Annotated in this window: 23 protein-coding genes; 13 read left to right on the forward strand and 10 right to left on the reverse strand. The window is 66.7% G+C overall.

All coding sequences use genetic code 11. The features are described from left to right. The first annotated feature begins 118 nt into the window (after positions 1 to 118). Genes GGR43_RS15905 through GGR43_RS15920 form a run of 4 tightly spaced genes read left to right on the forward strand, consistent with a single transcriptional unit; the run spans position 119 to position 5737 of the window. On the forward strand, positions 119 to 1384 hold the full coding sequence (locus tag GGR43_RS15905) for a heavy-metal-associated domain-containing protein (RefSeq protein ID WP_188072979.1): 1266 nt from the start codon (positions 119 to 121) through the stop codon (positions 1382 to 1384). Continuing rightward, positions 1381 to 2046, forward strand: coding sequence for an HdaA/DnaA family protein (locus tag GGR43_RS15910; protein WP_188072980.1), 666 nt, complete (start codon positions 1381 to 1383; stop codon positions 2044 to 2046). The genes GGR43_RS15905 and GGR43_RS15910 overlap by 4 nt, the downstream gene beginning before the upstream one ends. Before the next feature lie 3 nt (positions 2047 to 2049). After that, positions 2050 to 4191, forward strand: a complete 2142-nt coding sequence (locus GGR43_RS15915; RefSeq protein ID WP_188072981.1) for an RNA degradosome polyphosphate kinase — start codon at positions 2050 to 2052, stop codon at positions 4189 to 4191. A 13-nt stretch (positions 4192 to 4204) separates the two neighbouring features. Next, a complete protein-coding gene (locus GGR43_RS15920; protein ID WP_246343827.1) occupies positions 4205 to 5737 on the forward strand; it encodes a Ppx/GppA family phosphatase in 1533 nt (510 codons plus the stop codon). 44 nt (positions 5738 to 5781) lie between these two features. Here the strand turns inward: GGR43_RS15920 and GGR43_RS15925 are convergent, their stop codons facing one another. Together GGR43_RS15925 and rnd are read right to left on the reverse strand one after the other, a co-directional pair. After that, positions 5782 to 6093: an I78 family peptidase inhibitor gene (locus tag GGR43_RS15925; RefSeq protein WP_425502243.1), complete on the reverse strand. Its 312-nt coding sequence runs from the start codon at positions 6091 to 6093 to the stop codon at positions 5782 to 5784. A gap of 115 nt (positions 6094 to 6208) precedes the next feature. Then, positions 6209 to 7372, reverse strand: coding sequence for a ribonuclease D (gene rnd, locus GGR43_RS15930; protein ID WP_188072982.1), 1164 nt, complete (start codon positions 7370 to 7372; stop codon positions 6209 to 6211). A 128-nt stretch (positions 7373 to 7500) separates the two neighbouring features. Here rnd and aspS point away from each other — a divergent pair, with 128 nt between their 5' ends. The 5 genes from aspS to GGR43_RS15960 all read left to right on the forward strand — a co-directional run bounded on the left by aspS (position 7501) and on the right by GGR43_RS15960 (position 13020). Then, positions 7501 to 9282 carry an aspartate--tRNA ligase gene (gene aspS, locus GGR43_RS15935; RefSeq protein WP_188072983.1) on the forward strand — a complete coding sequence of 594 codons (1782 nt, stop codon included), beginning with the start codon at positions 7501 to 7503 and terminating at the stop codon, positions 9280 to 9282. Between the two features lie 74 nt (positions 9283 to 9356). Continuing rightward, complete coding sequence (locus tag GGR43_RS15940) at positions 9357 to 10142, forward strand: polyphosphate kinase 2 family protein (protein ID WP_188072984.1); 786 nt, start codon at positions 9357 to 9359, stop codon at positions 10140 to 10142. Positions 10143 to 10219: 77 nt separating this feature from the next. Beyond that, on the forward strand, positions 10220 to 10936 hold the full coding sequence (gene epsC / locus GGR43_RS15945) for a serine O-acetyltransferase EpsC (protein ID WP_188072985.1): 717 nt from the start codon (positions 10220 to 10222) through the stop codon (positions 10934 to 10936). 1 nt (position 10937) lies between these two features. Beyond that, positions 10938 to 11279, forward strand: coding sequence for a DUF2794 domain-containing protein (locus GGR43_RS15950; protein ID WP_188072986.1), 342 nt, complete (start codon positions 10938 to 10940; stop codon positions 11277 to 11279). Positions 11280 to 11631: 352 nt separating this feature from the next. Further along, a complete protein-coding gene (locus GGR43_RS15960) occupies positions 11632 to 13020 on the forward strand; it encodes an OprO/OprP family phosphate-selective porin (RefSeq protein WP_188072988.1) in 1389 nt (462 codons plus the stop codon). Between the two features lie 305 nt (positions 13021 to 13325). Here the strand turns inward: GGR43_RS15960 and phoB are convergent, their stop codons facing one another. From phoB to GGR43_RS15995, 7 genes are all read right to left on the reverse strand, one after another. Next, positions 13326 to 14024 carry a phosphate regulon transcriptional regulator PhoB gene (gene phoB, locus GGR43_RS15965; protein WP_188072989.1) on the reverse strand — a complete coding sequence of 233 codons (699 nt, stop codon included), beginning with the start codon at positions 14022 to 14024 and terminating at the stop codon, positions 13326 to 13328. A gap of 17 nt (positions 14025 to 14041) precedes the next feature. Then, positions 14042 to 14728 carry a phosphate signaling complex protein PhoU gene (phoU, locus tag GGR43_RS15970; protein ID WP_188072990.1) on the reverse strand — a complete coding sequence of 229 codons (687 nt, stop codon included), beginning with the start codon at positions 14726 to 14728 and terminating at the stop codon, positions 14042 to 14044. 27 nt (positions 14729 to 14755) lie between these two features. Further along, on the reverse strand, positions 14756 to 15538 hold the full coding sequence (pstB, locus tag GGR43_RS15975) for a phosphate ABC transporter ATP-binding protein PstB (RefSeq protein ID WP_188072991.1): 783 nt from the start codon (positions 15536 to 15538) through the stop codon (positions 14756 to 14758). Positions 15539 to 15542: 4 nt separating this feature from the next. Further along, positions 15543 to 16823, reverse strand: a complete 1281-nt coding sequence (pstA, locus tag GGR43_RS15980; protein ID WP_246343829.1) for a phosphate ABC transporter permease PstA — start codon at positions 16821 to 16823, stop codon at positions 15543 to 15545. After that, on the reverse strand, positions 16820 to 18250 hold the full coding sequence (gene pstC / locus GGR43_RS15985; RefSeq protein ID WP_188072992.1) for a phosphate ABC transporter permease subunit PstC: 1431 nt from the start codon (positions 18248 to 18250) through the stop codon (positions 16820 to 16822). The genes pstA and pstC overlap by 4 nt, the downstream gene beginning before the upstream one ends. Before the next feature lie 42 nt (positions 18251 to 18292). Beyond that, the gene (locus GGR43_RS15990; protein ID WP_188072993.1) at positions 18293 to 19348 is read right to left on the reverse strand and encodes a substrate-binding domain-containing protein; all 1056 of its coding nucleotides are present in this window, start codon (positions 19346 to 19348) and stop codon (positions 18293 to 18295) included. 93 nt (positions 19349 to 19441) lie between these two features. Beyond that, positions 19442 to 20731, reverse strand: a complete 1290-nt coding sequence (locus GGR43_RS15995; RefSeq protein ID WP_188072994.1) for a sensor histidine kinase — start codon at positions 20729 to 20731, stop codon at positions 19442 to 19444. A gap of 167 nt (positions 20732 to 20898) precedes the next feature. Between GGR43_RS15995 and GGR43_RS16000 the strand changes: the two genes are divergently transcribed. From GGR43_RS16000 to GGR43_RS16015, 4 genes are read left to right on the forward strand one after another with little or no spacing between them, the layout of a single operon-like run. Continuing rightward, on the forward strand, positions 20899 to 21294 hold the full coding sequence (locus tag GGR43_RS16000) for a hypothetical protein (protein WP_188073038.1): 396 nt from the start codon (positions 20899 to 20901) through the stop codon (positions 21292 to 21294). 17 nt (positions 21295 to 21311) lie between these two features. Next, on the forward strand, positions 21312 to 21599 hold the full coding sequence (locus tag GGR43_RS16005; RefSeq protein WP_188072995.1) for an HPr-rel-A system PqqD family peptide chaperone: 288 nt from the start codon (positions 21312 to 21314) through the stop codon (positions 21597 to 21599). Then, entirely contained in the window at positions 21599 to 22474 is an 876-nt protein-coding gene (locus tag GGR43_RS16010) for an HprK-related kinase A (protein ID WP_188073039.1), read from the forward strand. The genes GGR43_RS16005 and GGR43_RS16010 overlap by 1 nt, the downstream gene beginning before the upstream one ends. Further along, positions 22471 to 23466 carry a nucleotidyltransferase family protein gene (locus GGR43_RS16015; protein WP_188072996.1) on the forward strand — a complete coding sequence of 332 codons (996 nt, stop codon included), beginning with the start codon at positions 22471 to 22473 and terminating at the stop codon, positions 23464 to 23466. The genes GGR43_RS16010 and GGR43_RS16015 overlap by 4 nt, the downstream gene beginning before the upstream one ends. On the opposite strand, the gene gph is transcribed toward GGR43_RS16015, so the two are convergent. Further along, positions 23463 to 24131: a phosphoglycolate phosphatase gene (gph, locus tag GGR43_RS16020; protein ID WP_188072997.1), complete on the reverse strand. Its 669-nt coding sequence runs from the start codon at positions 24129 to 24131 to the stop codon at positions 23463 to 23465. The two genes, GGR43_RS16015 and gph, sit on opposite strands and share 4 nt — an antisense overlap. Positions 24132 to 24154: the final 23 nt, after the last annotated feature.

Raw genomic sequence — 24154 nt, forward strand, 5'->3', positions numbered from 1 at the left:
TCCTATTTGCCGATTTTATCAAGCCGAAGGCGCATCCGCCGCCGGAAATGCGTCGAAATTATCGGCGCGGGCGAATTGCCCGCTTGGATTTCGGACGATTTGCCGCCAAAAGGACGCCGTGATCCAGATTGCGCGCCTCCCGTTCCTTCCCGCGTCCCTGCCTGCCGCCCGGCTGCTCGCCCTTCCCGCCGCCGTGGCGCTGGGGCTGACCGCCGCGACTCTGGTCGCGCAGATGGAGGGGGAGCGGGGCGTCCCGCCGATCGCCAGCAGCGGCGATTTCGAGGTGGGCGACATCCGTGTCGACGTGCAGGCCGACAGCGCCGAGGCCGCGCGCACCGCGGGCTGGCGGCAGGCGCAGCGGCTCGCCTGGCGCAAATTGTCGGCGAGCATGCGCGGCGGGGCGATCGGCCTGTCCGACAGCCAGATCGACCAGATCGTTTCCGGCATAGAGGTGGAGCAGGAGCAGATTGGCCCCAACCGCTATATCGCGACGCTGCGGGTGCTGTTCGACCGCGCGCGCGCGGGGCAGATACTGGGCGTGCGGGGCAGCGCGATGCGATCCCCGCCGCTGCTGGTCATCCCGATCCTGCGCGAGGGCGGCAGCTCCACCGTGTTCGAGACGATCAACGAATGGCAGAAGGCCTGGGCGCGCTATCGCACCGGCGACAGCGCCATCGACTATGTCCGCACCAGCGGCACCGGGCAGGACGCGCTGCTGCTGAACGCCGGGCAGATCGGGCGACGCGGCCGTCTGTGGTGGCGCAACATTCTCGATCAATATGGCGCGGCGGACGTGATCTTCCCCATCGCCCGGCTGGAACGGCAATGGCCGGGCGGGCCGGTGATCGGCAGCTTCGCCGCCCGTTACGGCCCGGACAATGAGCTGCTGGGCAGCTTCTCGCTGCGCGCCAATAACGAGGCGGCGATCCCGAAGATGCTGGACGAGGCGATCGCCCGCATCAACGGCATCTACAGCCAGGCGTTGCTCGACGGCCGCCTGCGGCCCGACCCGTCGCTGGTGATCGAGGAGCCGGTGAGCGCGAGCGAGATCGACCTCGGCAATGTGACCGACCTGCCGGTCGAGACGAGCGACGTGCCGGTCATTTCCGCGCCGGGCGTCGCCAGCTATTCGATCCAGTTCGATACGCCGGACGTGAATTCCGTCAGCGCGGGCGAGGCCCAGCTGCGCTCCATCCCCGGCGTCAAGTCCGCCGCGACGAGCAGCCTCGCGCTGGGCGGCGTGTCGGTGATGCAGGTCAGCTTCGACGGCACGGCCGATGCACTGAAGGCCGCGTTGCAGGCGAAGGGCTATCAGGTCAGCGGTTCGGGCACCACGTTGCGCGTCACCCGCCGGAGCGGCGGCAGCCCGGCAGGTGGTCAGTGACCAACCAGATCGGCCTGCCCTTCGACTGGCAGGCGCAGGCCCGGACCGGCAGCTTTCTGGTCAGTGAGGCCAACCGCCTCGCGCAGCGCCATGTCGAGCGCTGGTCGGACTGGCCGATCCCCATATCCGTGCTCTCCGGCCCGGCCCGGTCGGGCCGGTCGACCCTGGGCCGCCATTTCGTCGCCCTGTCGGGCGGCCTGCTGATCGACGATGCCGACCGGGCCGAGGAGCGGCAGCTGTTCCACCAGTGGAATATCGCGCGGGACAGCGGCCGGCCGCTGCTGCTGATCGGGCGGGAGGCCCCGGCGCTCTGGCCGGTGGAGCTGCCCGACCTCAAATCCCGCCTTGCCGCCGCGCCCCATGTGCGCATCGGCGACCCGGACGACGCGCTGATCCGCCAGCTGATCGAGACGGGGCTGGCGCAGGCCGGGTCCGCCTATGTCGCCGACGTGCCCGAATGGCTCGCCCGCCGGGTGGAGCGCAGCTATGCCGCCGTGGCGGAGATGCTGGTGCGCCTCAACCGCCTTTCGCTGGAAGCATCGCGCAGGATTTCGGTGCCCTTCCTCAAAGAAGCGCTGCAAATGCAACATTTCTCCCCTATAGTCGGCGACGACGACACGCCGCCCCCGGCGGCAAACGATGCACAGGAAGAAGAGCGCTGAGCCATGTCCGAGGCCGACCCGATCCTGAAACTGGCGGAAACAGGGGAGCGCTATTTCAATCGGGAGCTGTCCTGGCTGGCGTTCAACCGGCGGGTTCTGGAAGAGGCGACCAACATCGCGCATCCGCTGCTGGAACGGCTGCGCTTCCTGTCGATCAGCGGCAATAATCTCGACGAATTCTTCATGGTGCGGGTGGCGGGCCTCAAGGGCCAGCAACTCGACAATGTGGAACTGCGCTCCGCCGACGGGCTGACCCCGGTGCAGCAGCTTGCCGCCATCGGCGCCGAGGCGGACCGGCTGATGCGCGACCAGCAGCAGGTCTGGCACCGGCTGCGCGAGGAACTGGAAGCCGTCGGCATCGATGTCATCAGCAGCTATGAGCCGCTCGACGCCGGGGTCGAGGCGTGGCTGGAAGAGCATTTCCAGTCGCAGATCTTCCCGATCCTGACGCCGCAGGCGCTCGACCCGGCGCATCCTTTCCCGTTCATTCCCAATCTGGGCCTTTCCGCGCTGTTCGACCTCATCCGCCTGTCGGACGGGGAGAATGTGCGGGAACTGGTGATGATCCCGTCCTCGCTGCCGCGCTTCGTGCGCATGCCGGGCACGCCCGCGCGCTACATGGCGCTGGAAAGCGTCATCCGTCGCTTCAGCCATCGCCTCTTTCCCGGCTATGAGGTACGGGAAAGCGGCCTTTTCCGCGTGATCCGCGACAGCGATATCGAGATCGAGGAAGAGGCGGAGGATCTGGTCCGCACCTTCCGCAGCGCGATCAAGCGCCGCCGCCGGGGCCGGGTGATCCGGCTGGAGATCGAATCGGGTATCCCCGATTCGGTCGAGGAGATGTTGCAGGAGCTGATGCACGGGCAGGAGGCGATGATCGCCGACATCAATGGCTTCGTCGGCATAGGCGACCTGTCCAACATCGTGGACGAGGACCGGCCCGACCTGAAGTTCGAGCCCTTCGCCGCCCGCTTTCCGGAACGCATCCGCGAATATGGCGGCGACTGCTTCGCCGCGATCCGCGCGAAGGACATCGTCGTCCACCATCCCTATGAGAGCTTCGACGTCGTCATCACCTTCCTGAAGCAGGCGGCGGCGGACCCGGACGTGGTGGCGATCAAGCAGACGCTCTATCGCGCGGGCAAGCAATCGGCGGTGATTCGCGCGCTGATCGACGCGGCGGAGGCGGGCAAGTCGGTGACGGCGGTGGTCGAGCTGAAGGCCCGTTTCGACGAGGAGCAGAACCTGCTGTGGGCCAGCGCGCTGGAACGGGCGGGGGTGCAGGTGGTCTATGGCTTCATCGACTGGAAAACCCACGCCAAGATATCGATGGTGGTGCGGCGGGAAGGGGATGCGTTCCGCACCTACTGCCATTTCGGCACCGGCAATTATCATCCGGTGACCGCGCGCATCTATACCGACCTCAGCTTCTTCACCGCCGATCCGCGCATCGGGCGGGACGCGGCGGCGGTGTTCAACTATATCACCGGCTATGTCGAGCCGCAGCATCTGGAACTGCTCACCATGTCGCCGCGCAACCTGCGCCAGAATCTGAGCGACCTGATCGACGCGGAAATCGCCGATGCGCGCGAGGGCAAGCCCGCCGCCATCTGGGCGAAGATGAACAGCCTGGTCGATCCCGCGATCATCGAAAAGCTCTATCAGGCGAGCAATGCCGGGGTGGAGGTGGATCTGGTGGTGCGCGGCATATGCTGCCTGCGCCCCGGCGTTCCGGGCATGTCGGAAAATATCCGCGTGAAGTCGGTCGTCGGCCGCTTCCTGGAGCATAGCCGCATCGCCGTATTCGCCAACGGCAAGCGCCTGCCGCACAACGGCGCGAAGGTGTTCATCAGCTCTGCGGACTGGATGCCGCGCAATTTCGACCGGCGGGTCGAATATATGCTGCCCATCCTCAACCCGACCGTGCACGATCAGGTGCTCGATCAGGTGATGGTCGCCAATCTCATCGATACCGAGCAAAGCTGGACGCTGGAGCCCGATGGCCGCTATGTCCGCGTCGATCCGGGGGAAAAGCCGTTCAACCTGCACCGCTATTTCATGACCAACCCGTCGCTGTCCGGGCGGGGCGCCGCGCAGACCCATGGCGATGCCGCGCCCAAGCTGAGCCTGCGGCGCAGGGGCTGAGGACGGTCGGCGCATGAGCCTGTTGCAGCAACTGGCGCGGAACCACGACGCTTCCTTGGCCCCGTCCGCCGCCCCGGTGCCGGACATGACGCCGCGCCGCCGGGCGATCGTCGATATCGGCTCGAACAGCATCCGCCTGGTCGTCTATGACGGCCCGGCGCGGGCGCCTTTCCAGCTGTTCAACGAGAAAGTGACGGCCGGGCTGGGTGCGGCGCTGAGCACCACCGGGCGGATCGACGACACCGCGATGCAGCGCGGCATCGAGGCGCTGATGCGCTTTTCCGGCCTCATCCGCGCGATGGAGGTGCGCGACGTGCGCTGCATCGCCACCGCCGCCGTCCGCGATGCCCGCAACGGCGGCGATTTCGTCGCCCGCGCCCGCGCGGAGGCGGGGATGGAGATCGAGATATTGTCCGGCGACGAGGAAGGCCGCGCCTCCGGCCTCGGCGTCATCGGCGCGATACCGGGCGCGGACGGCATAGTCGCGGACCTTGGCGGGGGCAGCCTTGAACTGGCGCGCGTGCGCGGCGGAGAGGTGCTGAAAGTGCTCTCGCTGCCGCTCGGCGTGCTGCGCCTTGCCGCGCTGCGCGAGCGGGGCAAGGACGCGCTGGCCAAATATGTCGCGCGTGCGCTGCACAAGGCGGGCTGGAACGACACCGGCCTGCCGCTCTACATGGTGGGCGGGTCGTGGCGCGCGCTGGCGCATCTCGACATGCAACTGACGAAATTCCCGCTGCCGGTGATCCACCATTACCGGATGGAGGCGTCGCGCGCGGCCTATCTGGTGCGGGTGACGGCGCAGATGGGCAAGGCGCGGCTGCGCAAGATCCGGTCGATCCCGGCGGCGCGCATCCCCACGCTGGGCAACGCCACCGCGCTGCTGGCGGTACTGGTGCGCGAACTGGCGAGCGCGGAACTGGTCGTTTCGGCCCATGGCCTGCGCGAAGGGCTGATGTTTAAAAGCCTGTCGGCGCAGGAGCAGGCGCTCGATCCGTTGCTGGTCGCGACCGAGGCCGAGGGCGAGGCGCAGGGGCGGTTCGCGGGGCACGGCCGTCAGATCGACGCGTGGATCGCGCCGCTGTTCGAGGCCGACCCCCCGGCATGGGCGCGCCTGCGCCGGGCGGCGTGCTTTCTGGGCGATGTGGCGTGGCGCGCGAACCCCGATTTCCGGGCCGAGCGCGGCGTAGAGATCGCGTTGCACGGCAATTGGGCGGGCATCGACGGCGCGGGCCGGGTGATGCTGGCGCAGGCGCTTTATGCCGCCTTCGGGGGCGCCGCGCCGATGAAGGCGGGGTTCGAGCGGCTCGCCGGGGCCGAAGCGCTGGCGCGCTCGACGCAATGGGGCCTGGCCATCCGGCTTGCCCAGCGCCTGTCGGGCGGCGTCGCGCAGCCGCTGGAGGCGACCTCGATCGCGCCCGTCGAGCGCGACCTCGTCCTGTCGCTGGAGCCATTGAGCGCCGACTTGAAGGGGGAGGCGGTGGCCCGCCGCCTCAAGACGCTGGCGCAGGCGATGAACCTTTCACCCCGCATCGAGCCAGCGGGATAAGAGGCAGGGGCGGAACGCATCTCCGCTGCGCCCCGCCGCTTGCTTTATCCGCAGGAAAGGCGTTCGATCACCATATTCTGGTCATAGATCACCGTCAGCCGGTCGGGCCGGAAATCCATCGTCATCGCGGTATTGGGCCCGCCCCAGCGCAGCGTGCGCGCGCCGGAGAATTTCAGCATCTCCGCGCCGAGTTCGGCGGTCGCCTTCTGGCCGACGAAACGGTCGAGCCCGTCATTGCTGCATTGCGCCATCGGCGGCGCGGCGGGCTCTGCGCCCCCATCGGTGGCGGAGGACGCCGCGCAGCCGCCGCAGCCCAGCATCGCGCCGCCTGCCATGATCATGATCGGCCATTTCATATCTCTGTCTCCTCTGCTCCGATGCGGGAACAGGCGAAGATAGGACGCCCCGCCTCAACCCTGCATGAACGCCTGTATGAACGACGGTGAGCGGCGGAATATCCCTTCCGCCCGCTCAGGTGCGCGTCATCCTGAGGCGGCCGTCGACGACCGCGAAGGCCAGCCGCCCCTCGACCAGATCGAGCGCGTCCTGCCCGAACTGCTCGAAACGCCAGCCGTTCAGGATGGAAAGCTCCTGCCGCACGCCCGCGGCCAGCATCTCCAGATCCTCGGTCCGGGCGATCAGGCGCGGCGCGACGTCTATCTCCTTCGCGCGGATCTTGAGCAGCAGCTTCAGCAGGTCGGCGACCAGCGCGCCGTCCTTGCCGAGGCTGGGCTTGCGCGGGTCGCGCTCCGGCATCTCGTCGCGGGACAGCGGCTTCGCGTTCTCGATCGCGCGGATCAGGCGGCAGCCGATGTCGTTGGTCTTCCACGCCGGGGAAAGGCCGCGCACCTTGGCGAGATCCTCCTGCCGCTTGGGCGGGTGAGAGGCGATGTCGGCCAGCGTCTCGTCCTTCACGATGCGTCCGCGCGGCATGTTCTTGTCCCGCGCTTCCTGCTCGCGCCATGCGGCGAGCGCCTTCAACCGACCCAGCACGTCGGGCTTCTTGCTGGAAATGCGCACGCGCCGCCACGCATCCTCCGGCGTGTTCTGATAGTTGGCGGGGTCGGCGAGCCGCTCCATCTCCTGATCGAGCCAGTCGCCCCGCCCGGTACGGCGCAGCCTTTCCAGCATCTTCGGGAAGATCTGGATCAGATAGGTGACGTCGCCGATCGCATAGTCGATCTGCCGCTTGTCGAGCGGGCGGCGCGCCCAGTCGGTGAAGCGGGCGCCCTTGTCCAGCGCCACGCCCATCCACGCATCGACGAGGTTGCCATAGCCGATCTGTTCGCCCAGCCCCAGCGCCATCGCCGCGATCTGCGTGTCGAACAGCGGGAAGGGCGTCTTGCCGGTCAGGTTGTAGATGATTTCGAGATCCTGTCCGCCCGCGTGGAAGACCTTCAGCACCTCGTCATTTTCGACCATCAGGTCGAGCAGGGGACCAAGGTCCAGCCCCGGCGCCTTCGGGTCTATCGCCGCCGCCTCGTGCTCGTCCGCGATCTGGACGAGGCACAGGTCGGGCCAATAGGTGTTTTCCCGCATGAATTCGGTATCCACCGCCACCCAGGGGGAGCGGGCGAGTCTTTCACAAAGTTGGGCGAGGTCTTTGCTGGTGGTAATCAGCGGATGAATTTGCATATGTTGGTCGATCACATTATGGGCAAGCACTCAGGACGGACGTTCCCAAGCAAAAGGAATAGCGCGGCCATAGCCCGATTACATCGATTTGTCATTTCCAAGCAACGCTTAGACAAGAAACGGTTCCCATGCACGCATATCGCACCCACACCTGCGCGCAACTGCGCATTTCCAATGTCGATGAAACGGTCCGCGTGTCGGGGTGGGTGCACCGCAAGCGCGATCATGGCGACCTGGTGTTCATCGACCTGCGCGACCATTACGGCATGGTGCAGATCGTGACCGAGGTGGACGGCCCTGTGTTCCAGGTGATCGAATCGCTGCGCGCCGAAAGCGTGGTGACGGTGACCGGCAAGGTCGTCGCCCGTGCGAAGGAGGCGATCAATCCCAATCTCGCCACCGGCGAGATCGAGATCCGCGCCGAGGACGCGGTGGTGCTTTCCGCCGCCGCCGACCTGCCGCTGCCGGTCGCGGGTGAGCAGGATTACCCTGAGGATATCCGCCTGCGCTATCGCTTCCTCGACCTGCGTCGCGAAACGCTGCACGCCAATATCGTCAAGCGCACTAGGATCATCTCGGACATGCGCCGCCGGATGGAAGCGGCGGGCTTCACCGAATATTCGACGCCGATCCTGACCGCCTCCAGTCCGGAGGGCGCACGCGATTTCCTGGTGCCCAGCCGCATCCATGCGGGCAAGTTCTACGCGCTGCCGCAGGCGCCGCAGCAATATAAGCAACTGCTGATGGTCGCCGGCTTCGACCGCTATTTCCAGATCGCGCCCTGCTTTCGCGACGAGGACCCGCGCGCCGACCGGCTGCCGGGCGAATTCTACCAGCTCGACCTCGAAATGAGCTTCGTCACGCAGGAGGACGTCTGGACCACGATGGAGCCGGTGATCGCCGGCGTGTTCGAGGATTTCGCAGACGGCAAGCCTGTTACCCCGGCGGGCAGCTTCCCGCGCATCCCCTATGACGAGGCGATGCTGAAATACGGGTCGGACAAGCCGGACCTGCGCAACCCCATCCTCATCAAGGACGTGACCGAGCATTTCCACGGGTCGGGCTTCGGCATCTTCGCCTCGCTGGTGGAAAGCGGCAGCGTGATCCGCGCGATCCCCGCGCCCGGCGCCGGGGCGGGCAGCCGGAAGTTCTTCGACGACATGAACAACTGGGCGCGCGGCGAGGGCTATTCGGGTCTCGGCTACATCAACATCAAGGATGGCGTGCCCGGCGGCCCGATCGCCAAGAATCACGGCGAGGAAGCGACCGCGAAGCTGATCGAGGCGCTGGGCCTCGGCCCCAATGACGGTGTGTTCTTCGCCGCAGGCAAGGAGGGTCAGGCGGCCAAGCTGGCGGGCCTCGCCCGCATCCGTATCGGCGAACAGCTGGACCTCATCGACAAGGACCGGTTCGAGCTGTGCTGGATCGTCGACTTCCCGTTCTACGAATATGACGAGGACGAGAAGAAGGTCGATTTCGCGCACAACCCCTTCTCCATGCCGCAGGGCGGGCTGGATGCGCTCAACGGGCAGGACCCGCTGACGATCAAGGCCTATCAGTACGACATGGTCTGCAACGGCTATGAGATCGCGTCGGGCTCGATCCGCAACCAGTCGCCGGAGCTGATGGTGAAGGCGTTCGAACTGGTCGGCCTTTCCCGGCAGGATGTCGAGGATCGCTTCGGCGGCCTCTATCGCGCGTTCCAGTATGGCGCGCCGCCCCATGGCGGCATGGCGGCGGGCGTCGACCGCATCGTGATGCTGCTCTGCGGGGCGCAGAACCTGCGCGAGATCACGCTGTTCCCGATGAACCAGCGCGCCGAGGACCTGCTGATGGGCGCGCCCAGCCCGGCCGAACCCCGGCAGTTGCGCGAGCTGCACATCCGCGTGGTCGAGCCGCCCAAGGGCTGACCTGCCCCGTTTTGGGTCACTTTCCGGCCGCGCGCTGCTCGACAGGCACGGCCGGGAGCCGCTAGGGTGCGATCATGGCGATCCATCTGTCCCATTATGAAAAGGGCGAGAAGTTCGAAGGCGATTTCGACAAGGCGCTGCGCAAGCTCCAGCAACGGATGGAGCGGGTGCAGGTCGCCCACATCGTCCATCGCCGCAAGAGCATCATCCTGTTCGAAGGCTGGGATGCCGCGGGCAAGGGCGGCATCATCAAGCGGCTGACCGCGCTGCTCGACCCGCGCTATTACGACGTCTGGCCGATCGGCGCGCCGACGCAGGAGGAAAAGGACCGCCATTTCCTCTGGCGCTTCTGGACCAGGTTACCCACCGCGCGGGAAATCGCCATTTTCGACCGCAGCTGGTACGGTCGCGTGCTGGTGGAGCGGGTCGAGGGCTTTGCGAGCGAGCGCGACTGGAAGCGCGGCTATGACGAGATCAACGAGTTCGAGGCGCAGCAGATCGACGCCGGCACCAACATCGTCAAGCTGTTCGTCCACATCACGCAGGAGGAACAGGACCGGCAGCTGGCCGAGCGGCTCGACGTGCCGTGGAAGCGCTGGAAAACCGGCGCGGAGGATTATCGCAACCGCGCCCGCCGCGCCGACTATCTGGAAGCGATGCACGACATGTTCCGCAACACGGACACCCGCTGGGCGCCGTGGACGGTGATCGACGGCAACGATCGCAAGGCGGCCCGCATCGCCGCCATCACGACGATCGTGGAGCGGCTGGAGCAGCTGGTGCCGATGGACATGCCCGACGCCGATCCGGCCATTGTCCGGCTGGCGGAAAAGGCGTTCGGTTACCGGCCGGAGGATTAACGACACGGTGCCTGCGCGCCGCATCTGGAAAAAGGGGCCCGGTGCGCCTATATGGGGCGCCTGAAAGGGGAACGGTCATGTTCGGCGCGCTTGTCGCTTATCTCGATTCCATAAAGGCGCGCGACCCGGCGCCCCGTTCCCGCGTGGAAATCCTGCTCTATCCCGGCGTCTGGTCGGTGGTGTGGCACCGGCTGGCCCATCGCCTGTTCAAGGCGCGGCTCTTCTTCCTCGCGCGCATGGTGAACCATCTCGCGCGCTTCCTGACCGGCAACGACATTCACCCCGGCGCGATCATCGGCCGCAACCTGTTCATCGACCATGGCTTCGTCATCATCGGCGAGACCGCCGAGATCGGCGACAATGTGACCTTGTACCAGAGCGTGACGCTGGGCGGCACCGATCCGGCCAACGGCATCGGCGGCAAGCGGCATCCGACGCTGATGGACGGGGTCATCATCGGGTCGGGCGCGCAGGTGCTGGGGCCGATCACCGTCGGCGCGCGCGCGCGCGTCGGCGCCAATGCCGTCGTCACCAAGGACGTGCCCGAAGGGGCGACGATGGTGGGCATCCCCGCGCGGCAGATGCTGGTCGACATCACGGCCTATCAGCGTGACTTCGTGCCCTATGGCACGCCCTGCCGCGATGCGTTCGACCCGGCGACGCAGAAGCTCGAAATGTTGCAATGCGAGGTGGAGCGCCTCAACAAGCGGCTGGGCGAGGTGATGGCCGAGCTGGAGGAGCATGTGAAGCGCAACGGCAAGGACGGCGAAGATCAGGAGCGCGGTTGCGCCTGACATGGGTGAGATAACCCCTTTTCCCCGCCCATTGCCCGCAGCACAGACCGGTTTCGACCGCGCGGAACTTTCCCGCATCATGGATCTTTACGGCCGTATGGTTTCGGCCGGGCACTGGCGCGACTATGCGCTGCATTTCGGCAAGGATGTCGCGGTCTTCTCCGCCTTCCGCCGCGCTGCCGAGCGGCCGGAATACCGAATCGAGAAGCGGCCCGCCCTGCGCCACCGGCAGGGCATGTGGGCGCTGGTCGGGGAAGCGGGCGCGGTGCTGAAGCGCGGGCAGGAACTGGCGGGCGTCCTCGCCCCGGTCGAACGCAAGCTGGTGCGCCTGATCGAGAAATAGGCGATCATATTCTTTGCGGACGGTTTCGGGTGGAAAGCACTGAGCCTGTCGAAGCCCCGCATTTTCTTAAGGTTGCAAGGCGTCGTTGAAATAGAAGGACATGGCCTTGCTACCCGTCGCCAAGTGCAGTGCGGTCATATTCCCGTCATTTCCGCAGCCGAAGCAGGGGACGGCCGCCTTCGTCCAACAGGAGCGCGTGGTGGCTGACATAAAAATGAAACATGACAGTCATTCAGATGTCATGAAAGGGAAATAGCGGCGTCACACGACCGGAGGTGAAAGCTGTATGTCCTTGCCATTTCGATCCATCAGCCAGGTTGCGCTTCTTGCCGGATGTGCGAGCCTTTCGACCATGGCGCACGCCCAGCAGGCCCATAACCCTCAACAGGCGCTGACTGCGGAGGATGCCGCCGCCCTGCGCGCGGAAATCGCAGCGCTGCGGGCGCAGGTCCAGTCGCTGCAACAGCGGGTGGACCGGGCCGATGCCGAGCGGGCGGCGGCGATCGCTTCCGCCGCATCTCCCGCTTCGGCCTCCACCGCGCCTTCGAATGTCGCGCAGGCAGGGCAGGCGGCCCCGACCCCGCCTGCCGCGGCCGCGAAGCCCGCGGTCGAAACGGCGTGGAAGGGCGCGCCGCAGATTCGGCAGGGCGACTGGAGCTTCAAGCCCAAGGGGCGGATGCAGTTCGATACCGTCGCGGTCGCCGCGCCGGACAGCATCCCGGACAAGGGGCTGGGCCTCGCCACCGAGGTGCGCCGCATCCGGCTGGGCGGCGAGGGATCGATGCCCGGCAACTTCGGCTACAAGCTGGAGGTCGAGCTGTCGGACAACAAGGTCGATCTGGTCGACAGCTATATCAGCTGGCAGTCCGGCCCCTTCGGCATCAGGCTGGGCAACCAGAACCAGTTCCAGTCGCTGGACGAGCTGATCGGCGACACCAGCGGATCGGTGATGGAGCGCGCTGCCTTTACCGACGCGTTCAATTTCGAGCGCCGCCTCGGCCTCGCCGCCGAATGGCAGAAGGGGCCGTGGCTGGTGCAGGGCGGGCTGTTCACCGATGACGTCAACGCGCTGTCGGCCAGCAATGGCGACGAGAACAACAGCTATGGCGTCGATGGCCGCCTGGTTTTCGCACCGAAGCTGGGCGATACCCAGCTGCATTTCGGCCTGTCCGGCCACTGGCGCGACCTCAACAGCACCGGGGAGGCCGGGGTCCGCTATCGGCAGCGGCCCTATTCCCACGTCACCGACACGCGTTTCCTCGACACCGGCACCTTCAAGGCGAGCAGCGAGACCCATTATGGGCTGGAATTCGCGGCGGTCCGGGGCCGCTGGCATGTCGCGGCGGAAACGCACTGGCTGACCGCCGGCCGGATCGGCGGCGCGGACCCGACCTTCTTCGGCGGCTATGCGGAGGTCGGCTATTATCTGACGCCCGGCGATACGCGCGCCTACAAGGGCGGGATATTCGACCGCTCCGCGCCGAAAAACCCGGTCGGGCAGGGCGGCATGGGATCGTGGCAGCTGACGCTGCGCTACGATTATCTGGACCTCAACGATCGCGACATCCGGGGCGGCACGCAGAACGGCTATATCGCCGGGCTGGTCTGGTCGCCGATCAACTATCTGCGGTTCAACCTCAATTATGCCCATCTCGATTATCGCGACGCCGTGCTCTATGCGGGCAGCCGCAACGATTATGGCGTCAATGTCGTAGGCTTCCGGGCCGAACTGGATTATTGAGGCGCGGCCCCGGTACCCCGGCGCAGGTTGAAGGCGTTGGCTTTGGCGCGCCGCCTCCTGAGAGGCCAGCCTGCGCTGGCATGGCGGTAAGACAAAGAGGGTCTTACATCCGTTCGGGCTGTTGAGCGAGACACTCGCCTCGCTTCAACGTCGAAGCCCTGTCCTCCTTTGCCTCAATAGAAAAGCAGTCGTTGGGCTTCGCCAGCCTTTCGGGTCGATAAGCTCAGCCCGAACGGTGAAAACGGGTATAAAAAAAGGCGCATCCGTCATGACGGTGCGCCTTTTTTCTATCCTTTGATAGGGGCTCACCCCGCCGCTTCAGAATCCAGCGCATAGCCTGCCGAACGCACGGTGCGGATGATGTCGCGCCGCCCGCCGATGTTGATTGCCTTGCGCAGGCGGCGGATATGCACGTCGACCGTGCGCAGCTCGATATCGCTGTCCCGGCCCCAGACGCTGTCCAGCAGCCGCTCGCGGGAAAAGACCCAACCCGGATGCTCCAGGAAATGCTTGAGCAGGCGATATTCGGTCGGGCCCAGCGGCACCGTTTCGCCGTCGCGCCTCACCTTGTGGCCGACCGTGTCCATCTCGATATCGCCGAAGGTCAGCGTCTCTCCGGCCAGCGCCGGGCGCACGCGGCGCAGCACCGCGCCGACGCGGGCGACCAGTTCGCGCGGGGAGAAGGGCTTGGTCACATAATCGTCCGCGCCGGTTTCGAGGCCGCGCACGCGGTCCTCCTCCTCGCCGCGCGCGGTCAGCATGATGATCGGCACATTGGCGGTGGCGGAACTGCGCCGCAGCCGGCGGCAGACCTCTATGCCCGACAGGCTTTCGACCATCCAGTCGAGCAGCACGATGTCGGGCGTATGCTCCTGCGCCAGCAGCAGCGCCTCTTCGCCGTCCACCGTGTGGGCGACGTCGAACCCTTCCTTGCGGAAATGCCAGATGAGCAGCTCCGCCAGCGCGGCGTCGTCCTCGACCAGCAGCATATGGGCTTGATTCATGGGGATGCGTCCTCCCGTCAGCTTTCGATCCCGGTGTCGCGCCCGCGTTCCGGCAGATAGTCGCCGGTCGCGGCATAATAGACCATCTCGGCCATGTTGGTCGCATGGTCGCCGATCCGCTCGATATTCTTGGCGATGAACAGCAGATGCGCGCATTCGCTGATCGTCTTGGGGTTTTCGACCATATAGGTGAGCAACGCGCGGAAAATGCCGTTGTAGAAGCTGTCCACCACATGATCGCGGGCGACCACCGCCTCGGCCAGCGCCGCGTCGCGCGCGGCGAAGGCGTTGAGCGCGTCGCCCACCATCTCGCCCGCCACCTGCGCCATCGCGGGCAGCAGCGAGAGCGGCTCGATGGTCGGATGCGCGCCCAGCTGCGGCACGCGCTTGGCGATGTTCTTCGCATAATCGCCGATGCGCTCGACCACGCCGACAATCTTCAGCGCGGCGATCACGTCGCGCAGGTCGTTGGCCATCGGCGCGCGCAGGGCGATGATCTGGACGACCAGCTTTTCGACCTCCGCTTCCAGCAGGTCGATCTTGCGGTCCTCCGAAACGACGCGGCGGGCCTTGTCGTTGTCATGCTCGACAAGGGCCGCCATCGCGTCCTCCAGCGCGGTTTCGACGCGGCCGCCCATTTCGGCGACCAGCCCCCGCAGCCGGTTGATCTCTTCGTCAAAGGCCTTGATCGTGTGTTCGGGCATAAATCCTCCTCCAGTCGCCAGTCCGGGTCAGCCGTAGCGGCCGGTGATGTAATCCTTCGTCCGGTCCTCGCGGGGATTGGTGAAAATCTCCGAGGTCACGCCATATTCGACCAGCGTGCCCAGGTGGAAAAAGGCGGTCCGCTGCGAAACGCGGGCGGCCTGCTGCATATTGTGGGTGACGATGGCGATCGCGTAGCGGCCGCGCAGCTCGTGGATCAACTCCTCGATCTTCGCCGTCGCGATCGGGTCGAGCGCGGAGCAGGGCTCGTCCATCAGGATCACCTCCGGCTCCACCGCGATGGCGCGGCCGATGCACAGGCGCTGCTGCTGCCCGCCGGAAAGGGCGGTGCCGCTGTCCTTCAGCCGGTCCTTCACCTCGTCCCACAGCCCGGCGCGGCGCAGCGCGGATTCGACGATCACGTCGAGGTCCGCCTTGCTGTTGGCGAGGCCATGGATGCGCGGGCCATAGGCGATATTGTCGTAGATCGACTTGGGAAAAGGGTTCGGCTTCTGGAACACCATGCCGACGCGGGCGCGCAGTTGCACCACGTCCATCGACGGGTCGTAGATATTCTCTCCGTCGAGCGTGATGTCGCCTTCGACCCGCGCGCCCGCCACCGTGTCGTTCATCCGGTTGAGCGTGCGCAGGAAGGTCGACTTGCCGCAGCCGGACGGGCCGATGAACGCGATCACATGATCATTGTCGATCTCTATCGACACGTCGCGGATCGCCTGTTTGTCGCCGTAGAAGACGTTGACGTGGCGGGCCGCCATCTTGGGCGGGGCGGATGGGGTCGTCTGTTCGGTCATTATGTTACCACCGCTTCTCGAATTTGTTGCGCAGGTAGATGGCGATGCTGTTCATGCCGAGCAGGAACAGCAGCAGCACGATGATCGCCGCCGAGGTCTTTTCGACGAAGCCCTTGCTGATCTCGTCGGACCACAGGAAGATCTGCACCGGCAGCACGGTCGCCGGGTCGGTCACGCCGCCGGGCGGGCTGGCGATGAAGGCGCGCATGCCGATCATCAGCAGCGGCGCGGTTTCGCCCAGCGCGCGGGCCATGCCGATGATCGTCCCGGTCATGATGCCGGGCAGGGCGAGCGGCAGCACATGGTGGAACACCACCTGCACCGGTGAGGCGCCGATGCCCAGCGCGGCGTCGCGGATCGAGGGCGGCACCGCCTTGATCGCGTTGCGCCCGGCGATGACGATGACCGGCATCGTCATCAGCGCCATGGTGAGGCCGCCGACCAGCGGGGCGGAGCGGGGCAGGTGCATCATGTTGAGGAACACGGCGAGGCCGAGCAGGCCGAAGATGATCGAGGGCACCGCCGCCAGATTGTTGATCGACACCTCGATCATGTCGGTCCAGCGGTTGCGGGGCGCATATTCCTCCAGATAGAGCGCGGCCAGCACGCCCACCGGAAAGCTCAGCAGCAGCGTCACCAGCATGGTGAGCAGCGATCCCTTGAATGCGCCCCAGATACCGACCTGCGTCGGGTCGGTGGCGTCGCTGGCGGTCAGGAACGGCATGTTGATCGCGCGGGAAACATGGCCGCCCTGCTTCAGCCGCGCATAGGCGGCTTCGGCCTGCGCCGTTCCCTGGCTCTTGGCGGCGAGGTCGATATCCGCCGAGGCGGGCAGGGACAGCACCGCCTCGCGCTGGAGGATGGAGGGATCGTCGCGGATCGCGTCGCGCACCGTCAGCCACGCATTGGAGGAGATGAGCGCATCCCCGCCCTCTCCCAACGCGGCATTGGCGGCCTGCGCGGTGACGACGGGCAGGTTGGCCCCGGCAAGCACCTGATCGGCATTGCCGCCTTCCAGCATCGCCGGGTCGACGACCATCGGTGCCCTCGGAAAATCGAACTTCACCGCGATTTCGGTGCGGGTGAAGCCGGAAAGGCCGTTGCCCAGCATCGAGACGAGCAGGAAGGCGAGGAACCCGGCGGACAGCAGGATGGAGGCGAGGCCGATCAGGCGGAAGCGCCGCTCGGCGCGGTAGCGCGCGGCGATGCGCCGTTGCATCGCCTGTCCCTTCCAGTCGGTCGGGATGCGCCGCGTCAGGGTTTCATCCGGGGGTGGGCTGGTCATTCATAGGCCTCCCGATAGCGCTTCACGACCTGAAGCGCGACGATGTTGAGCAGCAGCGTGACGATGAACAGCACGAGGCCGAGGGCGAAGGCCGCCAGCGTCTTGGCGCTGTCGAATTCCTGGTCGCCGGTCAGCAGCTGGACGATCTGCGTCGTCACCGTGGTGACGCTGGCAAAGGGATTGAGGGTGAGGTTGGCGGCAAGCCCGGCCGCCATCACAACGATCATCGTCTCGCCGATCGCGCGGCTGACGGCGAGCAGCACGCCGCCGACCACGCCGGGTAGCGCAGCGGGCAACAGCACCTGGCGGATCGTCTCGCTGGTGGTCGCGCCCATGGCGAGGCTGCCGTCGCGCATCGCCTGCGGCACCGAGCTGATGCTGTCGTCGGCCATGGAGGAGACGAAGGGGATGATCATCACCCCCATCACCAGCCCGGCGGCCAGCGCGCTTTCCGACGAAGCGCTGGAAATGCCGATGGAAACCGCGAAATCGCGCATCGCAGGCGCGATCGTGAGCGCGGCGAAATAGCCGTAGACCACGGTCGGCACCCCGGCGAGCACCTCCAATATGGGCTTGAGCCATTTGCGCGCGGCGGGGCGGGCATATTGGGTGAGGTAGATCGCGCTCATCAGGCCGAGCGGGATCGCGACCGCCATCGCGATGATCGCGCCGATGAAGATCGTGCCCCAGAACAGCGGCACCGCGCCGAACGCGTTTTCATTGCCATAGCCGAGCGCTGCCGATTGCGGCGACCATTTGGTGCCGAACAGGAAATCGACCGGATTGACCAGCGAGAAGAAGCGGATCGATTCCCACAGCAGCGAGGCGACGATGCCGACCGTGGTGATGATCGCGATCAGCGAGGCGATCAGCAGGCCCAGCATCACCAGCCGCTCGACCCGCGTGCGGGCGCGGAAATCCGGGCGGATGCGGGTGAAGGCATAGGCGCCCCCGGCAAAGGCCAGCAGCAGGGCGATGACCCCGCCGCCGATCGAATAGAAGCGCTGCGCCTCGCGATAGGGCTCGACGAAGGCGTTGGAACGCGGGTCGAAGGCGGCGGCAGCCTTGCCCTGCGCGATGGCGCGGCCCTCGCTCAGGATCGCGCCGCGCGAAAAGGCGTCCTGCGGCAGGGTGGCGGCGGCCGGATCTTGCAGCACCCGGTCGGTCACGAGTCCCGGCATGAGGCTGGTCCACACGGTGAGGAACAGCAGCGCGGGCACCGCGACCCAGATCGCGGCGTACCAGCCATGATAGGAGGGAAGGGAATGGAGGAGCGGACCGCGTGGGCGCGCTTCCGGTGCCGGCGAGGGCGCGGAGGGCGGACTCGCCCGTCCCGCGTGGGCGAGGCGCAGCGCCCTTGCCCGCGCGCTCAGCCAGGCGATGAGGCCCAGCCCGATGATCAAGATGGTGATGGCGGTGCCGCTCACGTCCGTTTCCTTCCGCCGTTTTCGTTGCGGGGCGTCCCGATATTATTTGAGCATCGAACCGTCGAGGACGGTCAGGTTCCGCACGATTTCCGCATTTTTCGCGCGGACCTCCTCGGGTGCGGCGACCATGCCCCGCTTGGCCAGATAGCCGTCCGGCCCCCAGCCGGACGCGACCTCCTCGATATATTCCTTGAGGCCGGGGATGACGCCCAGATGCGCCTTCTTGACGTAGATGTAGAGCGGGCGCGCGCCGGGATATCGCCCGGTGGCGACCGTTTCATAGGTCGCCTCGACGCCGTCGATCGGCACGTCCTTCAGCTTGTCGCGATTTTCCTCCAGATAGCTGAAGCCGAACACGCCCAGGCTGTTGGGGTTGGCGGCGAGCTTCTGGACGATCAGATTGTCGTTCTCGCCCGAATCCACATATTTCCCGTCCTCGCGAATGCGGGTGCAGGTCGCCTTGAACCGGTCCTCATCCTTCTCCTTCAACTCCTTCATCGCCGGATCCGTCAGGCAGCCCTTTTCGAGGATCAGTTCGGCGAGGGAATCGCGGGTGCCGGAGGTGGAAGGGGGGCCGAAAACCGATATCGCGACCTTGGGCAGGCTCGGGTCGACATCCGCCCAGGTCTGCGCCTTGTTCTTGCCCTTGCCGAACGGATCGTCGGCCAGCGCCTTGTAGATGAGTTCGGGCGTCAGCCTGAAGCCCGGCCCCTTGTTCGATTCCGCAAGGGCGATGCCGTCGACGCCGATCTGGATCTCGACGATATCCGTCACGCCATTGGCGCGGCACTGCTCGAACTCGCCCTTCTTCATGCGGCGCGAGGCGTTTTCGATGTCGGGATGCTGTGCGCCGATGCCCGCGCAGAACTGCTTCATCCCCGCGCCGGTGCCGGTCTGCTCGATGATCGGGGACTTCCGGCCCGGATTCTTCTGCACGAACTGCTCGGCCGCGGCGGTGGCGAAGGGATAGACGGTCGAGGAGCCGACCGCGCGGATCTGGTCGCGGCTGCCGCCCGCGCCGCCGCCCGCCTGGTCCTGACAGCCCGAAAGCGCGGCGGCGAGCGCGATCGCCGAAATGGCCAAAACAGCTTTATGCATCACGAAAGCCTCCTGTAACATCGGCAGGTCGCCCGCCTTCCCGGCCTTCCTAGCGGCCGCTGAGGTTGCCACTGTGACAGTTTGATTTCACTTTTATGACATGCCGCCCGCCCGCGCGCTATTTCCTTCGCCGCTCGTCTTTTCCTGATCGGCCTTTTCCCCCTCCATCGCGGGCAGCAGCACGGAAACGGTGGTGCCCTTGCCGGGCGTGCTGGAAATATCGAGTCGCCCGCGATGCCGCTCCACGATGTGCTTGACGATGGCGAGGCCGAGCCCGGTGCCGCCGATCGCGCGGCTGCGGCCCGAATCGACGCGGTAGAAGCGCTCGGTCAGGCGGGGCAGGTGGTCGGAGGCTATGCCTTCGCCCTCGTCGATCACCTCCAGCCGGATCATCGAGGGCGGGGCGGGCACCAGCCGGACCGTGATCGGCGTGCCGGGGCGGCCATATTTGGCGCTGTTGCTCACCAGATTGTGGAGCAACTGCGCGATCTGCGTGCGGTCGCCCTGCACCGGGCAGACGTCGTCGCCGACCGCGGCGATGATGTCCTGCCCCCGCTCGCCGAGATTCTGGCGGCACAGGCCCAACACTTCCTCGACCAGCGCGCCCATCTCGATTCGCGTTTCGGGCAGGCGGTATTTGTCCGCCTCTATGCGGGAAAGCGACATCAGGTCGTCGATCAGCTGCTGCATCCGCCGCGCTTCCTTTTCCAATATGGACAGGAAGCGCTGACGCGTCTGCGCGTCGTCCCCGGTTTCGGGGTCCTGCAAGGTTTCGATGAAGCCGAGAATCGCGGCCAGCGGCGTGCGCAGCTCATGGCTGGCATTGGCGACGAAATCGCCGCGCATCCGTTCGGCCGCGTGCAGGCCGCTCTCGTCGGTCAGGTGGACGAACAGCTTTTGCGGTCCGTCACTCCCGCCGAAGGGGATGACGCCCATCGCCCAGCGCTGGTTGCGCGCGCCCAGGCCGACGATGTCGATCCTGATCGGCTCGGCCAGGTGCTCCTGGCCCGTCAGGCGCTGGGCGGCGGCCGGGTGGCGGATGGCGATGCGGACGTCCTCGCCCAATATATGCGCGCCCAGCAGTTTGCGCGCGGCGCCGTTGGCGAGCAGGACCTTGCCCTGCTCCACCACCAGAACCGGCTCGACCAGCCCTTCCACGATCGTGCGGAAATCCGCGCTGTCGGCCAGATCGGGCGGCGCGACGGGCGAGGCGAGGACGACGGGATCGGCATGATCGCCCCGCAGCAACAGGAACAGCAGCAGGCACGCCATCAGGAACAGGGCGAGAATTTCCCACCGCGCACCCAGCAATGCCGCCGACAGAAACCCGGCCGCGATAACGGCCAGCGCTGCAATATGTTGTAAAGGCCGGGCTTGAATCATGGTTATCGCTCTGGATTATTCATGAAAATATTGCGATGGAATGTCATTGAATATTTTTCCGGCTGACCCGCTATGGGGCGGGCCGGTTTATTCCGGGGGCAGGCGTGGACGAGCGGAAGGAACAGGATCAGGGCGCCGGTCGCGACGGGGATTGCGAAGCGCAAGGCGTGCCCGGCGCGGGCCCCAGCGCGGGCAATGCGCGGCGCAGGCTGCTGCTCGGCGGCGGGCTGGCGGCGGCCTCGGCGGTCGTCTCCATCCGCCCGGCGCTTGCCAACACGGCCGCCTCGGTGCTCAACTGCCAGATCCCGGTGCCCGACCCGGCCAAGGGAATGGGGCAGATGATCGCGCCCGACGGCAAGCTGGTGCCCAAGGGAACCAAGGGCGCCTTTCCCGCCAGCAGCAAGCCCTTCACGGGCGAGGAAGTGAAGGCCGCGCTGCGCGGCGGGCGCAGCCTGCCGGGCACCAGCTATGAGCAGAACCGCGCCTATCTCAACTATATCCGGCGGTTGCAGAACGGCACCAGCGGCTTCACCTGCTACGCCTCGTTGCAGATGCCGCGCTGACGCGCCTCTCCCTTCCCATGACGCAGGCGGAACGGCTCTATTACCGGGATGATCCGGACGAAATGCTGCTGCGTCCGCTCGATGGGCTGACGCTGATCTACCATCGCCCGTCCGGCATCACGCACATCGTCGACAGCCCGGTGCCGGAGATATTGGCCGCGCTGTCGCACGAGCCGCTGCCCGCCCGCCTGCTGCTCGAAAGCCTGTCCGCCGACTATGATCTGGAGGGCGAGGGCGAGGCGCTCGACAATCTGGCCGCGCATCTGGAGGAACTGTGCGCCCTCGGGCTGGCGAGGGCGCGGTGATGCGGCACCATCTGCTGCTTGCCATCGGCCCTGCCCGGTTCCGCATCGGCTCGGCGTGGCGCGGGCCGATCGACGCGCTGCGTCGCCTTTATGCCGCCTATCCGCAATCCTCGCAGGACGATGCCGTCGCCGATTTCACCGTGCGGCTGGAACCGGCGGGCATCGGGCGGCGCTGGTGGCGCCCTTCGGTGCGCATCGCCGGCGACCATCATCTGCCCGACGCGGTGCCGATGGCGCTGCGCCACGGCCTGCTCGCCGCCGAGATGGGGATGAACCTGCAAATGGCGCTCGGCTGGCGCAGGCACCTCCTCATCCATGCGAGCAGCGTCGAGAAGGACGGCAAGGTGCTGGTGATGGCGGGTGAATCCGGCTCCGGCAAATCGACGCTGGCCGCGCTGCTGGGGGAGCGGGGCTGGCGGCTGATGGGCGACGAATTCGCGCTGCTGGATTTCGCGACCGGCGCGATCCACCCTTTTCCGCGCCTCGTCTCGCTCAAGAACCAGGCCATAGACGTGATGCGGCGGGAGGTGGACGACGCGGCCCGCTTCGGCCCGTTGATGGCGGCCACGCCCAAGGGCGACATCGCCCACCTCATCCCCGCCGCCGAGGCCGTTTCCCGCATGAGCGAGGCCGCGCCGCCCGCGCTGCTGCTGTTCCCCCGTTATGGCCATGCGCCGGATATCCGCGCCGTCGGGGAAGGGGAGGCGTTCATGCACCTGACGCAGGCGTCGACCAACTATGTGGCGTGCGGAGAGGCGGCCTTCACCGCGTTGCACCGCTTCGTGACAACGGTGCCCTCCATCGCGCTCGACTTTTCTTCCGGCGATGAGGCGGATCGGATGATCGGCCGGCTCTGGCGGGAGTATGCGGGATGAGCGCGGCGCTGCTGGCATCGCTGCTGCGCGCGCCGCAGGGGGCGGGGCGGCTGGGCGCGCGCGACTGGAACGCCGTCATGGCGGCCGCGCGGGCGGAGCGGCTGCTGGCGACGCTGGCCTTTCGGCTGGAGGGCGTGGCCCTGCCCGATCCGGTTCGCGCGGTGCTGGACGATGCGCGCTTCGACGCCGAACGGGAGAAGCGGCAGGCGCTGTGGGAGGCCGACCGCGCGGCGGCGGCGCTGGCGCCGCTCGGCATTCCGGTCGTGCTGCTCAAGGGCGCGGCCTATGCGGCGGCGGGGCTGAAGGCGGGCGAGGGCCGCATGATCGGCGACCTTGACATATTGGTGCCGCGCGACCGGCTGGAGCAGGCGGAGCGGGCGCTGCTCGCCGCCGGATGGGAATGGGTGAAGCCCGATCCCTATGACGATGCCTATTACCGGCAATGGATGCACGAGCTGCCGCCGCTGATCCATCGCGAGCGGGACCGGATGATCGACGTGCACCACACCATCCTGCCGCTGACCGCGCGGCCGGTGCCCGATGCCGGGGCGATGATCGCGGATCGCGTCGATCTGGGCGGCGGGCTCTCGATCCTGTCGGAGGAGGACCGCGTCTGCCATGCCGTCGCGCATCTGCTGGCCGATGGCGACATGGCGGGTGGATTGAGGAATCTATGGGATATCAGATGTCTGTTATCCGATATTGAGGATATTTCGCGGCTCGAACAGCGCGCTGCCCTGCATGGGCTGGCGCAGCCCGTGGCGCGGGCGCGCAGGCTGTGCGAGCATCTTTTCGGGCGTGGCTCGCTGGATCTGGGGATGGTGGACCAGATGTTCGTCGCCCGCCTGCTGTCGGCCGATGGCTGGGGCCGCAACGGGCGCAGGCTGCTGGGGCAGGGCTTCTATGTTCGCTCCCACCTGCTGCGCATGCCGCCGCTGATGCTCGCCCGTCATCTATGGACGAAATGGCGCAAGGGCCACCGCCCCGCTTAATGGTTCCAGTTGCGGACCAGCGGCACCAGTTCGTCGAAATGGTCGATCACCGCCGTGCCGCCCAATTCGGCGGGCGGGCCGTCGCAATAGCCGAAGCTGACCACCACCGACGGCACGCCCAGCGCCGCCGCCGCGAGGGTATCGTTGGAGGAATCGCCGACGAACAGGCAGCGCCCGCCGCCCGCCTTTTCCACCATCGCCCGCAGCGGCGCTGGGTCGGGCTTCAGCAGGCCGGTGGTATCGCCGCCGATGACCGCGCAGAAATATTCCGCAAGATTCAGTTTCTCGATCAGCGGCAGGGTGAAGCGCTCGATCTTGTTGGTGCAGACGGCAAGGCGCACGCCTGCCCCGCGCAACTCCTCCAGCGCGTCGATCAGGCCCGGATAGGGGTGGCTGTGCACCGCGACATGGGCCTCATAATGGTCGAACAACAAGGGCAGCAGCCTCTCCAGCAGCGCCGGATCCTCCTGTCCCGACGCCGCGAGCGCCCGGCGCAGCATGACGCGCGCGCCCTTGCCCACATAGGTGCGAATCTCCGCCTCGGCAAAAGGGGCCAAACCGATGGTGCCGATCGCATGATTGACCGCCGCGGTCAGGTCCCCGCAGGTTTCCAGCAAGGTTCCGTCGAGGTCGAAGCCGATAAGATCGAAGGCAAATTCCGTCATGGCGTGCTCCCATGCCTTCAGCG

Origin of the sequence: Sphingobium jiangsuense (genome assembly GCF_014196495.1) — a bacterium.
GTDB lineage: Bacteria > Pseudomonadota > Alphaproteobacteria > Sphingomonadales > Sphingomonadaceae > Sphingobium > Sphingobium jiangsuense.

Coding starts and splice junctions, on each gene's coding strand:
- GGR43_RS16010 (WP_188073039.1), top strand. CDS start 21,599: ATGCGGCACCATCTGCTGCTTGCCATCGGCCCTGCCCGGTTCCGCATC.
- GGR43_RS15940 (WP_188072984.1), top strand. CDS start 9,357: ATGGCGATCCATCTGTCCCATTATGAAAAGGGCGAGAAGTTCGAAGGC.
- aspS (WP_188072983.1), top strand. CDS start 7,501: ATGCACGCATATCGCACCCACACCTGCGCGCAACTGCGCATTTCCAAT.
- GGR43_RS15925 (WP_425502243.1), bottom strand. CDS start 6,093: ATGAAATGGCCGATCATGATCATGGCAGGCGGCGCGATGCTGGGCTGC.
- epsC (WP_188072985.1), top strand. CDS start 10,220: ATGTTCGGCGCGCTTGTCGCTTATCTCGATTCCATAAAGGCGCGCGAC.
- GGR43_RS15950 (WP_188072986.1), top strand. CDS start 10,938: ATGGGTGAGATAACCCCTTTTCCCCGCCCATTGCCCGCAGCACAGACC.
- gph (WP_188072997.1), bottom strand. CDS start 24,131: ATGACGGAATTTGCCTTCGATCTTATCGGCTTCGACCTCGACGGAACC.
- rnd (WP_188072982.1), bottom strand. CDS start 7,372: ATGCAAATTCATCCGCTGATTACCACCAGCAAAGACCTCGCCCAACTT.
- GGR43_RS15960 (WP_188072988.1), top strand. CDS start 11,632: ATGGCGCACGCCCAGCAGGCCCATAACCCTCAACAGGCGCTGACTGCG.
- phoB (WP_188072989.1), bottom strand. CDS start 14,024: ATGAATCAAGCCCATATGCTGCTGGTCGAGGACGACGCCGCGCTGGCG.
- phoU (WP_188072990.1), bottom strand. CDS start 14,728: ATGCCCGAACACACGATCAAGGCCTTTGACGAAGAGATCAACCGGCTG.
- pstB (WP_188072991.1), bottom strand. CDS start 15,538: ATGACCGAACAGACGACCCCATCCGCCCCGCCCAAGATGGCGGCCCGC.
- GGR43_RS15915 (WP_188072981.1), top strand. CDS start 2,050: ATGTCCGAGGCCGACCCGATCCTGAAACTGGCGGAAACAGGGGAGCGC.
- GGR43_RS15995 (WP_188072994.1), bottom strand. CDS start 20,731: ATGATTCAAGCCCGGCCTTTACAACATATTGCAGCGCTGGCCGTTATC.
- pstA (WP_246343829.1), bottom strand. CDS start 16,823: ATGACCAGCCCACCCCCGGATGAAACCCTGACGCGGCGCATCCCGACC.
- GGR43_RS15920 (WP_246343827.1), top strand. CDS start 4,205: ATGAGCCTGTTGCAGCAACTGGCGCGGAACCACGACGCTTCCTTGGCC.
- GGR43_RS16015 (WP_188072996.1), top strand. CDS start 22,471: ATGAGCGCGGCGCTGCTGGCATCGCTGCTGCGCGCGCCGCAGGGGGCG.
- GGR43_RS15990 (WP_188072993.1), bottom strand. CDS start 19,348: ATGCATAAAGCTGTTTTGGCCATTTCGGCGATCGCGCTCGCCGCCGCG.
- GGR43_RS16005 (WP_188072995.1), top strand. CDS start 21,312: ATGACGCAGGCGGAACGGCTCTATTACCGGGATGATCCGGACGAAATG.